Origin of the sequence: Acidovorax sp. FJL06 (assembly GCF_003852545.1) — a bacterium.
Taxonomy (GTDB): Bacteria; Pseudomonadota; Gammaproteobacteria; order Burkholderiales; family Burkholderiaceae_C; genus Acidovorax.
Genome location: NZ_QAJR01000003.1, coordinates 24,656 through 37,537, shown reverse-complemented (window position 1 = coordinate 37,537; position 12,882 = coordinate 24,656). Strand labels below are relative to the sequence as shown.

Genomic DNA, 12,882 nt, shown 5'->3' with positions numbered 1-12,882 from the left:
CAGCCCGAACGGACGGGGGAGGGAGGATTGCACAGTACGCCCCGGCCTGCCTACTCCCCCTGCGACCCCCGGTGCGCCCAGCCCGTGGTGCGCTTTTCGATCCAGCTGAACAGCTCGTACATCACCATGGCCATGGCGCCCACCACGATCAGGCCCGCAAAGGCCAGGCCCATCTGCATGGACGAACCCGCGCTGATGAGCAGGTAGCCGATGCCCTCGTTCGCGGCCGTCATCTCCGACACGGTGGTGCCCACAAAGGCCAGGGTGATGGCCACCTTGAGCGAGCCGTAGAAGTAGGGCATGGAGCGCGGCAGGCCCACCTTGACCAGCACATCCCAGCGCTTGGCGCCCAGCACGCGCAGCACGTCCTCCAGCTCGGGCTCCAGCGTGGCCAGGCCGGTGGCGATGTTGACCATGATGGGGAAGAAGCTGATCAGGAAGGCGGTGAGGATGGCCGGCCCCACGCCGATGCCGAACCACACCACCAGGATGGGCACGAAGGCGGCCTTGGGCAGGGCGTTGAAGGCGGTCATCAGCGGGTAGACGGCGGCATAGGCCAGGCGCGAGCTGCCGATCAGGAAACCCAGCAGCACGCCCACCACGATGGCGATGCCAAAACCCGCCATGGTGACCCAGAAGGTGCGCCAGGCATGGCCGGCGATGACGCCGCCAAACTCCACCAGTTGCGAGCCGATGGCCCAGGGGCTGGGGAAGATGAACTCCGAGACGTTGAAGGCCGAGCAGATGATCTGCCACAGCAGGACGATGGCGACGAGCAGGATCCAGGGGGACCAGCGCTCCACGGTTTTCTTGTGCATGGGGGGATGACTCGGGGCTTATTGCTGGATGGGGGCGCCGGCCTTGCGCAGTGCGCCGATGTGGCCGCGCAGTTCGTGCACGATGTCGGTGAATTCCTTGGTGTAGGTGATCTCCAGGTCGCGCGGGCGGGGCAGCTCGATGTCGCGCTTGACGACGAAGCGACCGGGGCTCTTGCTCATCACGTACACGGTGTCGGCCAGGAAGACCGACTCGCGCAGGTCGTGCGTGACCAGGATCACGTTGAATTTCTGCTCGGCCTGCAGGTCGCGCAGGATGCACCACAGCTCTTCGCGCGTGAACGCGTCGAGCGCGCCGAAAGGCTCGTCCAGCAGCAGCATCTTGGGTTCGTGGATCAGCGCGCGGCAGATGCTGGCGCGCTGCTGCATGCCGCCCGACAGCTGCCACGGAAACTTGTCCTCGTAGCCAGCAAGGCCCACCTTCTGCAGCAGCGCGCGGGCGCGGGCTTCGTATTCCTTGCGCTTGGCCTTGAACTGGCTGCGGTGGGGCTCCACGATTTCGAGCGGAAGCAGCACGTTGTCGACCGTGGTGCGCCAGGGCAGCAGCGAGGGCGCCTGGAAGGCCATGCCCGAGATCTTGAGCGGCCCGGTCACGGGGCTCCCGTCGATCAGGATCTTGCCCATGGACGGCATCTTCAGGCCTGTGGCCAGCTTCATGAAGGTGGACTTGCCGCAACCCGACGGCCCGACGATGGCGATGAACTCGCCGCGCCCGATCTGCAGGTCGATGGCCTCGACGGCGAAATGGTTCTGGGCGCGCAGCTCGTCGTTGTACGCGAGCCAGACATCACGGAAGTCCACAAAGTAGGAATCAGCAGCCTGCATGGAGTGAGTTCAGGATAAAAATGACCGCTACCGATTGATCGGTAAGCGCTAGCCGCTATTGATTTGATAGTGGGCCTTGCGGAAGCCTGCGCACAGGCTTCCGTGGCGCCCAGGCCTTACTTCTTCGGCAGGATGTTCAACTCGGCCGCGCTGGGCAGGAAGCTGGGGTTCCACACGTCGTCGGGGTTCACACGCGTCTTGGTGTTGAACGCGTCGGACACCTGCGAGGCCATCAGCGACAGGCGGCCGGGCTTGGCCTGGCCAAAACCTTCGGAGCGCGCGTCGGGGCTGTTGATGACGGTGTCGATGGCCAGCTGCAGGCGGCGGGTTTCGAGCGGCACGTTCACGATGCCGTCGCGCGCTTTCACATGCTCGATGGCGGCGGCGGGGTTGGCGATCACGTCCTTGGCGCCCTTGGTGAAGGCCGAGAGGAAGGCCTTGATCGCGGCCGGATTCTCCTTGATGAGCTTCGGAGACGCGATGATCACGTTGCCATACAGCTTCACGCCGAAGTCCGCATAGGGCAGCACCACCACGTCGGCGGCCTTGGCGCCGCGTGCCTCCAGGTTCAGCAGCGAGGTGAAGGTGAAGCCGGTGATGGCGTCCACGTCGCCGCGCACCAGCATGGTTTCGCGCAGCGGGGGGTCCATGGCGGTCCAGGTCACGGCGCCGATGCCGTTGGCCTTCTGGAAGATCGGGAACGCACGGCGGCCCGCGTCGAACACGGGGGCGCCCAGCTTCTTGCCGGCCAGGTCGGCGGGCTTGGCGATGCCGCTTTTCTTGAGCGCCATGACCGAGGCGGGCGTGTTGTTGTAGACCATCATCACCGCCACGGGCTTGTTCTGCGCGTCGGGGTTGTTGGCGTGGAATTCCATCACGGCGGCCAGGTCGGCAAAGCCCATGTCGTAGGTGCCCGAGGCCACGCGCTGCACCGCGCCGCCCGAGCCGTTGCCTGCGTCCACCGCCACATCCAGGCCCGCAGCCTTGAAGTAGCCCTTGGCCACGGGCTGCAGGAACAGGGCCGAAGGGCCTTCAAAGCGCCAGTCGAGCTGGAACTTGATGGGCGTGGTGGCCTGGGCTTGGGCGGTGCTGAAGGCGCCGGCGGTGGCCAGCAGGAGGGCGGCTTGCAGGAGGCTGCGTTTGTTCATGGAAGGTTTCCTGTCTGAAGTCGGCGGAGGGAAAGGCGAAAGGCGAAAGGCGAAAGGCAGAGGCACAGGGGCGGGCCCCTTGGGCCACCACCATGCCATGTTGGTCCAGTCAGCAAAAACGATGCCTGGTTTCACCGGGGCGGGGAGGGAGCGCGGGCTATTGTTCGCCATGTTGGTGCACGCGGTTCTACAGGCTTTCCCGAAATGGTGCAAAGGGGTTGTGGCAGGGGGATGGGGGCTGGAATGGCGCCGGGCTGTTGCGCATTGGGGCAAACGCGCAGGCCGCGCCCGCGCGCCGGTGGTACAACAAAAGCCTGCATTCAATCCTTGGTTCCCGGTCTCTACATCCACACCAGCACTTGGGAGGGCGCTTCATGGCAGACATCCAGGCATTTTTCGAGAACGTGCAATTACCCACTATCCCCGACGTGGCGCGCGAACTGATCGCCACCATGAAGGACGATGACATCCCCTTCGAGAAGGTGCGCGGGGCCATCTCCAAGGACCCGGCCCTCACGGCCAAGCTGATCCGCCTGGCCAACAGCGCGCGGTTTGGCCTGCCCCGGCAGGTGGCGTCGCTCGACGATGCCATCACCATGGTGGGGCTCAACCAGGTGCGCACGCTGGCGCTGGCGTCCTGCATGTCGGGTGTGTTCAAGGACGCGCCCGGGGTGGACGCCGATGCGTTCTGGAAGGAGAGCATGGCCATTGCGGGCTACTCGCAGTGGCTGGCCCGCACGCTGGGCTCCAACGTGCAGGAGTCGTGGCTCGCGGGTTTTCTGGTGCGGTTGGGGGAATTGATCATTGCCCAGAAGGCGCCCGAGCAGATCCCGGCCATCGAGCAGCTGCCCCACCACGCGGGCGGGCGCTGGGAGCGCGAACGCACGCTGCTGGGCTTTACCGAGGCCCAGGTGACGGCCGAGCTGGCACGGCGCTGGCGGTTCCCGGACACCATCACCCGTGCGCTGGAGACGGCCGAGGACCCGGTGGCCTCCGCCCCGTTCTGCCGCCTGGGCGGCATCCTGCATGTGGCCACCTTGCTGGCCGAGATCGGGCTGGAAGAGCCCATGTCGCCCGCCGACACCATTGCCAGCCTGCCCGCCGAGATCAAGCAGGCGCTGCAGCTCGATTCGCACTGGCTGGCCGAACACCTGCCGCCGGTGGCGGATTACGTGGATGTGTCCGTTCGGTAGAGCTGCACGCCTCAAAAAAAAAGGCCCCTCGGGGCCTTTCCTCATGGGGTAGCGCGATCGGTCAGGCCGCGCGTGCCGCTGCGCTGGCCACGGCCAGCGCGGTCATGTTGAACACGCGGCGCACCGTGGCTGCAGGTGTCAGGATGTAGGCCGTGGCGGCGCCGCCCATGAGGATGGGGCCCACGGTCACGCCGCCGCTGGTGGTGGTCTTGAGCACGTTGTAGAGGATGTTGGCGGCATCCAGGTTGGGGCAGATCAGCAGGTTGGCTGAGTCGGTAAGCGTGGAGTCCGCCACGTAGGCGTTGCGGATGCCCGGCTCCAGCGCAGCGTCGCCGTGCAGTTCGCCGTCGCACTCGATGTCGGGGTGGGCGGCCACGAACAGGTCGCGCGCTTCGCGCATCTTGCGGGCCGAGGCGCGCTTGGACGAGCCGTAGCTGGAGTGCGACAGGAAGGCCACTTTGGGCGGCAGGCCAAAGCGCTGCACCTCTTGCACCGACATCCAGGCGATGTCGGCCAGCTGCTGGGCCGTGGGGTCTTCGTTCACGTAGGTGTCGGCAATGAACAGCGTGCCCCGGTTGGTCATCAGCGCGTTGAGCGCGGCGTAGTCGCGTGCGCCTTCCTGGCGGCCGATGATGCTGTGGATGCGCTCCAGGTGCGTCTCATACGTGCCCACCAGGCCGCAGATCATGGCGTCGGCGTCGCCCAGCGTGACCATCAGCGAGGCGATGATGGTGTTGGAGCGGCGCACGGCCGCCTTGGCCACTTCGGGCGTGGCGCCGTTGCGCTTCATGAGCTGGTGGTAGTGCTCCCAGTACTGGCGAAAACGCGGGTCGTCCTCGGGGTTGCACACCTCCACGTCCTTGCCCAGCTGCATGCGCAGGCCGGCCTTGGCGATGCGCGCGGCGATCACGGCGGGGCGGCCGATGAGGATGGGCACGGCGATCTTGTCGTCGATGGCCATCTGCGCGGCGCGCAGGGCACGCTCGTCTTCGCCATCGGCGTAGGCCACGCGCTTTTTCGCATCGGGCAGGGCCTTGGCCGCATTGATCACGGGGCGCATCAGCATGCCGGTCTGGTAGACGAAGCGCGACAGCGTTTCCTTGTAGGCCTCCATGTCGGTGATGGGGCGCGTGGCCACGCCCGACTCGGCCGCCGCCTTGGCCACGGCGGGCGCGATCTTGAGGATCAGGCGCGAGTCGAACGGCGTGGGGATCAGGTAGTCGGGGCCAAAGGTCAGCTCTTTGCCCGCATAGGCGCTGGCCACTTCCTCGCTGATGTCGGCCTTGGCCAGGTCGGCGATCTGGCGCACGCAGGCCAGCTTCATGGCCTCGGTGATCTTGGTGGCGCCGCAATCGAGCGCGCCCCGGAAGATGTACGGGAAGCACAGGACGTTGTTGACCTGGTTGGGGTAGTCCGAGCGGCCCGTGGCGATGATGCAGTCCGGCCGTACAGCCTTGGCCAGCTCGGGGCGGATCTCGGGCTCGGGGTTGGCCAGCGCCAGGATGATGGGCTTGGGCGCCATGGTCTTCACCATCTCGGCCGTGAGCACGCCGGGGGCCGAGCAGCCCAGGAACACGTCGGCGCCATCGACCGCATCGGCCAGCGTGCGCGCATCGGTCTTTTGGGCGTAGCGCGCCTTGGATTCGTCGTAGCCGCCGGGGCGGCCTTCGTAGATGATGCCCTTGGAGTCGCACATGAAGATGTTGGCCACCTTCACGCCCAGGCCCACCATCACGTTCACGCAGGCAATGGCGGCGGCGCCCGCGCCCGAGACGGCGATCTTCACCTGGTCGATCTGTTTGCCCACCAGCTCCAGGCCGTTGAGCAGCGCGGCGCTGGAGATGATGGCCGTGCCGTGCTGGTCGTCATGGAACACCGGGATGTTCATGCGCTTGGACAGCTCCTGCTCGATGTAGAAGCACTCGGGCGCCTTGATGTCTTCGAGGTTGATGCCGCCCAGCGTGGGCTCCAGCGCGGCGATGATCTCGATGATCTTGTCGGGGTCGCGGGCATCCAGTTCGATGTCGAACACATCGACGCCTGCGAACTTCTTGAACAGGCAGCCCTTGCCTTCCATCACCGGCTTGCCGGCCAGCGGGCCGATGTCGCCCAGGCCCAGCACGGCCGTGCCGTTGGTGATCACACCCACCAGGTTGCCGCGCGAGGTGTAGTCAAACGCCTTCGAGGGGTCGGCGGCAATGTCCAGGCAGGGGTAAGCCACCCCCGGCGAGTAGGCCAGCGACAGGTCGCGCTGGTTGGACAGCGGTTTGGTGGGGTTGACGGCAATCTTGCCCCGGCTGGGGTTGCGGTGGTACTCGCGCGCAGCGTCGCGCAGGGCCTGTTCGGCAGCGGAAAGGTTCTGTGTCATACGGAAATCCTGGAAGTCCTCGGCGGAATGCAAAACAAGGGTACCCGATGGCGTGGGGGCCTGGCATGCCGGTTTATGCGGATGCGGCATGAAGCCAAAACCCCCTGGCAGCCGGAGGGAGCCGGCATGCATGCAGGGGGCGGGGCCACGCAGGCGTGGCCGTTTCTCAAGGCAGCGGGCAGGCGGGACGCTAGTGGGCGTCGGCCTGGCGTGCGGCATTCACAGCGGCGGAGGTGTCGCGGCTGGCGCCATTGAAGAAAACGTTCAGGGCCACGGCCGTGATCGAGGCCAGCAGGATACCGGATTCGATCAGGGGGTGGATCGCATGCGGCATCCACTGGCGAAAGTTGGGTGCAATCAGCGGGACCATGCCCACGCCGATGGACACGGCCACGATCATCGCGTTGAAGCGGTTGTGCTTGAAGTCCACCCCGCCCAGGATGCGGATGCCGGTGGCCGCCACCATGCCGAACATCACCAGGCCCGCGCCGCCCAGCACCATGGTGGGCAGGGATTCGACCAGCGCCGCCATCTTGGGCAGCACCCCGAGCACGATCAGGATCACGCCACCGGCCACGCACACAAAGCGGCTCTTGACGCCCGTGACGGCCACCAGCCCCACGTTCTGCGAGAAGCTGGTGTAGGGGAAGGTGTTGAAGATGCCGCCCAGCAGCGTGCCCAGGCCATCGGTGCGCAGGCCGCGCGTGAGGGCGGCCTGGTCGATCTTGCGGTCGGTCATTTCGCCCAGGGCCAGGAACATGCCGGTCGATTCGATCATCACCACGATCATCACCAGCGTCATGGTCAGGATCAGGATGGGGTCGAACACCGGGCCGGCAATCTCGAAGGGCAGCACCAGGTCAAACCACTGCGCCTTGGCCACCTTGTCGAAGTTCATCAGCCCCAAGGCCACGGCCACCACCGCGCCCACCACGATGCCCAGCAGCACCGAGATGTTGGCAATGAAGCCCTTGGCGAACTTGGCGATCAGCAAAATGGACAGCAGCACCAGGCCCGAGATGCCCACGCCGGTCAGGTCGGCGTACTTGGGGTTGGGCATGGTGGGCACCACCGCAAAGCCCTTGGGCACGGGGGGCAGCGACGCGCCGGGTGCACCCGCTGCGGACTGCATCTCGCTGAGCCACTTGAGGTGCTCGGGGTTCACCACGTTGGGCGCGGTCGGCCCCACGGGGTTGCCGAAGATCCAGTTGATGCCCACGCGCATCAGGCTGATGCCGATGACCGCGATGATGGTGCCGGTGACCACCGGCGGGAAGAAGCGCAGCATGCGGCTGACCATCGGCGCGATCAGGATGGAAATGACCCCCGCGCCGATCACCGAGCCAAAGATCAGCCCGGCCCCGGCCGTGCCCCCGGTGCTTTGCGCCATCGAGATCATGGGCGCGACCGAAGCGAAGGTCACGCCCATCATCACCGGCAGCTGGATGCCGAACCAGCGCGTGGCGCCCAGCGCCTGGATCAGCGTGACCAGGCCGCAGACGAACAGGTCGGCCGAGATCAGCTTGGCCACCTGGTCGGGGGTGAGGTTGAGCGCGCGGCCGACGATGAGCGGCACGGCCACCGCGCCGGCATACATCACCAGCACATGCTGCAGGCCCAGCGCCGTGAGGCGCCCCAGGGGCAGGTGTTCGTCCACGGGATGCACGGGCGGGGTCATGGGAATTCCTTTTGTACGGGGCCAGGGGGAAGGGTGACAGGGCGTGTGCGAAACGGTGCACAGCAGTCCATACAAAAATCGTATACAAAATATGTGAAACGGCTTATCCCGGTAAACCCTAGGTGCAGCAGCAACGCCCCCAGCGCGCTAGGCGGTGGAGGGGAGAGAGGGGGGCTGGGGCCGACGCCGGAGTCGCGGGCGGGTCAGGGCGCGCCGCGCGGCGGCGCCAAAGGGGCCAGCGACTCGCGCAGGCGGTCGCGCACCAGCGGCTGGCCGGGGTTGAGCGCGGCTTCCACATGGCCGATGTGGGCCAGCAGGCGCTCGCGGGCCAGGGCGGCGTTGCCGGCCTCCAGGGCCTCGACGATGGACGCATGCTCCGCGCAGGACTGGCTGGCCTCGTGGCGCGACTGGTAAAGCGATGCCGCCAGCGTGGTGCGCGCCGTGAGGTCGCGCAGGATGTCGCTCAGGCTGCGGTGGCCCATGGCCTCGGCCAGGCACACGTGGAAGTCGGCGAGCAGGAAGGCGCGTGTGGCCGCGTCGGCGCCCTCGATGGCACGCTGCTCGTCAGCGATGTGGGCGCGCAGCCGGGGGATGACCGCCTGCAGCGGGCGGCCGGCATCGGCCAGGATGCCCGATTCAATGATGCGCCGGGCCGAGAACGCATCGCGCGCATCGTCCACCGACGGCTCCACCACATACCAGCCCCGGCGCGGGCGCACCTCGACAAAGCCGCGGGCCTGCAGCTGCATCAGGGCCTCGCGCACCAGGGTGCGGCTCACGCCGAAAAGATCGGCCAGCTCTTGCTCGCCCAGGCGCTCGCCGGGGGCGAGCTTCTGCGCCAGGATGGATTCCACCACCTGTTGGGCGATCTGGGTCTGGTTGGTGCTCATGGGGCCGATTGTGGCCCGGTGGCCGGGGGGTTGCGGCCGTCCAGCACCGCGTGGGCGCGTTCGCGGTCGATGTCGCCCTCCCAGGCAGCAATCGCCACGGTGGCCACGCAGTTGCCGACCAGGTTGCCCAGGGCGCGGGCGATGCCCATGAACCAGTCCACCGACAGCACCAGCACCAGGCCGATGGCCGGGATGGCCGGAATCGCATGCAGCGTGGCCGCCAGCACCACGATGGCCGAGCCCGGCACGCCGTGTGCGCCCTTGGACGTGACCAGCGAGATCGCCAGAATGGTCAGCAGGTCGGTCATGGTGATGGGGGTGTTGGTGGCCTGGGCGATGAACACGGCCGCCAGCGTGATGTAGATCGAGAACGCGTCCAGGTTGAACGAGTAGCCCGTGGGGATCACCAGGCCCACGGTCGAATCGCGGATGCCCATGTGCTTGAGCTTGGCCATGATCTGCGGCAGCACGCTGTCCGACGAGGTGGTGGCGAACACCACGGCCAGCTCCTCGCGCAGGTAGCGCAGCAGCTTGAACAGGCTGAAGCCCGAGAACCGCATGATGAGGCCCAGCACCACCACCACGAAGATCGCCACCGCCGCATAGAACAGCACCACCAGCATGCCCAGCTGCTTGAGCGAGCCGATGCCGTACTTGCCCACCGTGAAGGCAATCGCGCCCAGCACGCCCAGCGGCGCCAGCTTGATGATCAGGCCCATGGTCTTGAACAGCACATGCGACAGGTCTTCGATGAGGGTGGTGACGCGCGTGCCGCGCTCGCCCATCAGCGCCAGCGCGCAGCCGAACACGATGGAGAACAGCAGCACCTGCAGCACGTCGCCGTTGGCGAACGCGCTCACGGCCGTGGTGGGGATGAGCTTGAGCACAAAGTCGCTGAAGCCGCCGCCGGTGAGCTTGCTGGCGTTTTCGGCGTAGGCGCCCATGGCCTTGGGGTCCAGCGCCTTGGGGTCCACGTTCATGCCCACGCCGGGCTCGAACCAGAACGCCAGTGCCAGGCCCAGCACCAGGGCGATGGAGGTGACGACCTCGAAGTAGATCAGCGACTTGATGCCCACCCGGCCCACCCGCTTCAAGTCGCCCGTGCCGGCAATGCCATGCACCACCACGCAGAACACGATGAGCGGGATCAGCATCTTGATGAGCTTGATGAAGCCGTCGCCCAGGGGCTTGAGCTGCACGGCCGTGTCGGGCCAGAAGAGCCCGATGGCCACGCCGGCCATCAAGGCCAGGATCACCCGGCCGAACAAGGAGTTGAGGAAGCGGAGCATGGGAACCCTTTGCGGAGAAAAAGGATGGAGTGGTGCTGCAATCAATCTTGCATACAAGAACTGTAGACAAGTGTTGGAGGCCAGAACATGGGGTTATCCCGGGCTGTGTCGCCCAGGCGGCGCACAGCCATCGCCACCAGGGTTGAAGTACTTTTGACTTTGGCGCATGGGTGGCTGGGCGGCCGTGGCCCCACAATCGCCCGCGGAGACGACCACCCATGACCACCCCCCACACCGTGCCCGACCCCGTTCGTCAGAGCGGCGAATTTCTTGAATACCTGTACCGCGTGGCCGTGCGCCGCGCGCTGCCGCTGCACAACACCGCCGCCTTCCTGCCCGCCCCGCCCAGCCCCGAGAGCGGTGGCCGCACCCTGGTGCTGGGTGCGGGCAAGGCCGGCGGCGCCATGGCGCAGGCGGTGGAGGCGCTGTGGCCGGCCGACGCCCCGCTGTCGGGCCTGGTGGTCACGCGCTACCACCACACGCCGCCCCGGCCCGAAGGCCTGCCGCAGCGCATCGAGGTGGTCGAGGCCGCGCACCCGGTGCCCGATGCGGCCGGTCTGGCCGCCGCGCAGCACATCCTGGCGCTGACGCAGGGCCTGACCGCCAACGACCTGGTGCTGTGCCTGATCTCGGGCGGGGGCTCGGCCCTGCTCACGCTGCCGGCCGAGGGCCTCGCGCTCGAAGACAAGCAGCGCATCAACAAGGCCCTGCTGGAGAGCGGTGCCGCCATCGACGAGATGAACTGCGTGCGCAAGCACCTCTCGCGCATCAAGGGCGGGCGGCTGGCGGCGGCCTGCGCCCCCGCACGCGTGGTCACGCTCACCATCAGCGACGTGCCGGGCGACGACCCCTCGGTCATCGCCAGCGGCCCCACGGTGCCCGACGCCACCACCTGCGCCGACGCGCTGGCCATCCTGGCGCGTTACCGCATCGACATCCCCGCCGGCGTGCGTGCCGCGCTGCAGGCGGGCGATCTGGAAACCCCCAAGCCCGGCGACGCCGTGTTTGCGGGCCACGCCGTGCACATGACGGCCACGCCCCAGCAGTCGCTGGAGGCGGCCGCAGAGGCCGCGCGGGCGGCGGGCGTGCCGGCCTACATCCTGTCCGACGAGATCGAGGGCGAATCGCGCGAGGTGGGCAAGGTGCACGCCGCGCTGGCACGGGCGGTGGCGCGGCACGGCCAGCCGTTTGCGCGGCCCTGCGTGATCCTCTCGGGCGGCGAGACCACCGTCACCATCCGCCCGCGTGCACCGGGCGCGGCCAAAGGCCGGGGCGGCCGGGCGGGCGAGTTCTGCATGGGCCTGGCACAGGCGCTGCAAGGGCAAGCAGGCGTATGGGCCCTGGCGGCAGACACCGACGGCATTGACGGCGTGGAAGACAACGCCGGCGCCCGCGTCGCGCCCGACACCCTGGCGCGTGCTGCGGCGCAGGGCCTCTCCATCGCGGACCACCTGGACCGCAACGATGCGTATGGCTACTTCGATGCGGTGGGCGACTTGGTCATCACCGGGCCCACGCACACCAACGTGAACGACTTCCGGGCGATCCTGATTTTGTAGCGGCTGGCGCTTGCCCCGTGCGGCCTTCAGGCAGAAACTGCCGAAAAATGTTGACTGGCAAGCGCAAGCAGCTCACTTTTTTGACGACCCCTCGCGCGGCAAGGACGCCACCCAGTCCTTGCCGAAACGCCCCTGCAAAAAGGCAACGAAGGCCTGCACCTTCTGTGGCACCAGGCGCGGCGAGGGGTAGACCGCATGGATCTCTTGCTCGGGCAGGCGGCAGGTCTTGAGCACCTCCACCACGCGCCCGGCCGCCAGCGATTCCACCGCCACGTAGTGCGGCAGCGCCGCGATGCCCATGTGCGCGCGCGCCGCCGCCAGCAGCGCCGAGAGGTTGTTGGACCGCAGCCGCCCCGTGACGGGCACCGACACCGCCTCGCCGCTCGCATTGCGCAGCCGCCACAGGTCGTTGCCCTGCACGCTGCTGTAGATCAGCGTGGCGTGGTCCTTGAGGTCAGACGGCCGGCGCGGCGTGCCGCGCTTCTTCAGGTAGGTGGGCGAGGCCACCAGCACCCAGGGGTTCATGCCCAGCGTGCGCGCACCCAGGGCCGAGTCGGCCAGCTTGCCCAGGCGGATCGCCACGTCAATGCCGTTGGCCACCAGGTCGGTGTAGCGGTCCTCGAAGCTCAGGTCCAGCTGCACCTGCGGGTTTTGCGCCATGAACTCCAGCGCCAGCGGCACCACCACGCGCCGCCCGAACGCCACCGAGCTGCCCACCCGCAGTTGGCCGTGCACCTGCGTCTGGCGCACGCGCACCACGCTCTCGGCGTCGGCCACGTCGGTCACGATGGCCTTGCACTTCTCGTAGTACAGCGCGCCGGGCTCGGTCAGGCTCACGCCGCGTGTGTTGCGGTTGAGCAGCCGCACCTTCAGGTGCGCCTCCATCGCCGCGACCTGCTTGGTCACCGTGGGCTGCGTGGTGGCGAACTCGCGCGCCACCTTGGTGAAGCTGCCGGTTTCCACCACCCGTACGAACATTTCCATGGCATCGAGCCGGTCCATCGTGGTTGTCTCCTGTGCTGTGCATGGTGGCGCGCACTGCCGCCATGGTTTATTCCTGTGTGGAATAAATTTTATGGTCTGCTGCCACCTTCCG

10 protein-coding genes are annotated in these 12,882 nt (G+C 67.3%); 2 read left to right on the top strand and 8 right to left on the bottom strand.

Going from position 1 to position 12,882, the window contains the following annotated elements:
- Window positions 1–50 precede the first annotated feature (50 nt).
- The 3 genes from DBV10_RS01715 to DBV10_RS01705 all read right to left on the bottom strand — a co-directional run bounded on the left by DBV10_RS01715 (window position 51) and on the right by DBV10_RS01705 (window position 2,809).
- Window positions 51–818, bottom strand: a complete 768-nt coding sequence (locus DBV10_RS01715; RefSeq protein ID WP_124510021.1) for an ABC transporter permease — start codon at window positions 816–818, stop codon at window positions 51–53.
- An 18-nt stretch (window positions 819–836) separates the two neighbouring features.
- A complete protein-coding gene (locus tag DBV10_RS01710) occupies window positions 837–1,661 on the bottom strand; it encodes an ABC transporter ATP-binding protein (protein WP_124510019.1) in 825 nt (274 codons plus the stop codon).
- A gap of 116 nt (window positions 1,662–1,777) precedes the next feature.
- Window positions 1,778–2,809 (bottom strand): ABC transporter substrate-binding protein, encoded by a 1,032-nt coding sequence (locus DBV10_RS01705; protein ID WP_124510017.1) that lies wholly within the window; start codon window positions 2,807–2,809, stop codon window positions 1,778–1,780.
- Between the two features lie 374 nt (window positions 2,810–3,183).
- Here DBV10_RS01705 and DBV10_RS01700 point away from each other — a divergent pair, with 374 nt between their 5' ends.
- Entirely contained in the window at window positions 3,184–4,002 is an 819-nt protein-coding gene (locus DBV10_RS01700) for an HDOD domain-containing protein (RefSeq protein WP_124510015.1), read from the top strand.
- Between the two features lie 61 nt (window positions 4,003–4,063).
- On the opposite strand, the gene DBV10_RS01695 is transcribed toward DBV10_RS01700, so the two are convergent.
- From DBV10_RS01695 to DBV10_RS01680, 4 genes are all read right to left on the bottom strand, one after another.
- Entirely contained in the window at window positions 4,064–6,370 is a 2,307-nt protein-coding gene (locus tag DBV10_RS01695; protein WP_124510013.1) for an NADP-dependent malic enzyme, read from the bottom strand.
- A gap of 190 nt (window positions 6,371–6,560) precedes the next feature.
- Complete coding sequence (locus DBV10_RS01690) at window positions 6,561–8,048, bottom strand: nucleobase:cation symporter-2 family protein (protein ID WP_124510011.1); 1,488 nt, start codon at window positions 8,046–8,048, stop codon at window positions 6,561–6,563.
- Window positions 8,049–8,251: 203 nt separating this feature from the next.
- Entirely contained in the window at window positions 8,252–8,938 is a 687-nt protein-coding gene (locus DBV10_RS01685; RefSeq protein ID WP_124510009.1) for a GntR family transcriptional regulator, read from the bottom strand.
- Window positions 8,935–10,227, bottom strand: coding sequence for a C4-dicarboxylate transporter DctA (locus tag DBV10_RS01680; protein WP_124510007.1), 1,293 nt, complete (start codon window positions 10,225–10,227; stop codon window positions 8,935–8,937). Before DBV10_RS01680 ends, DBV10_RS01685 begins: the two co-directional genes overlap by 4 nt.
- Window positions 10,228–10,445: 218 nt before the next feature.
- On the opposite strand from DBV10_RS01680, the gene DBV10_RS01675 reads away from it, so the two are divergent.
- On the top strand, window positions 10,446–11,786 hold the full coding sequence (locus DBV10_RS01675; protein WP_124510005.1) for a glycerate kinase: 1,341 nt from the start codon (window positions 10,446–10,448) through the stop codon (window positions 11,784–11,786).
- Between the two features lie 72 nt (window positions 11,787–11,858).
- Here DBV10_RS01675 and DBV10_RS01670 read toward each other — a convergent pair whose 3' ends face one another.
- Window positions 11,859–12,788, bottom strand: coding sequence for a LysR family transcriptional regulator (locus DBV10_RS01670; RefSeq protein WP_124510003.1), 930 nt, complete (start codon window positions 12,786–12,788; stop codon window positions 11,859–11,861).
- Between the last annotated feature and the right edge of the window lie 94 nt (window positions 12,789–12,882).

Coding starts and splice junctions, on each gene's coding strand:
- DBV10_RS01715 (WP_124510021.1), bottom strand. CDS start 818: ATGCACAAGAAAACCGTGGAGCGCTGGTCCCCCTGGATCCTGCTCGTC.
- DBV10_RS01710 (WP_124510019.1), bottom strand. CDS start 1,661: ATGCAGGCTGCTGATTCCTACTTTGTGGACTTCCGTGATGTCTGGCTC.
- DBV10_RS01705 (WP_124510017.1), bottom strand. CDS start 2,809: ATGAACAAACGCAGCCTCCTGCAAGCCGCCCTCCTGCTGGCCACCGCC.
- DBV10_RS01700 (WP_124510015.1), top strand. CDS start 3,184: ATGGCAGACATCCAGGCATTTTTCGAGAACGTGCAATTACCCACTATC.
- DBV10_RS01695 (WP_124510013.1), bottom strand. CDS start 6,370: ATGACACAGAACCTTTCCGCTGCCGAACAGGCCCTGCGCGACGCTGCG.
- DBV10_RS01690 (WP_124510011.1), bottom strand. CDS start 8,048: ATGACCCCGCCCGTGCATCCCGTGGACGAACACCTGCCCCTGGGGCGC.
- DBV10_RS01685 (WP_124510009.1), bottom strand. CDS start 8,938: ATGAGCACCAACCAGACCCAGATCGCCCAACAGGTGGTGGAATCCATC.
- DBV10_RS01680 (WP_124510007.1), bottom strand. CDS start 10,227: ATGCTCCGCTTCCTCAACTCCTTGTTCGGCCGGGTGATCCTGGCCTTG.
- DBV10_RS01675 (WP_124510005.1), top strand. CDS start 10,446: ATGACCACCCCCCACACCGTGCCCGACCCCGTTCGTCAGAGCGGCGAA.
- DBV10_RS01670 (WP_124510003.1), bottom strand. CDS start 12,788: ATGGACCGGCTCGATGCCATGGAAATGTTCGTACGGGTGGTGGAAACC.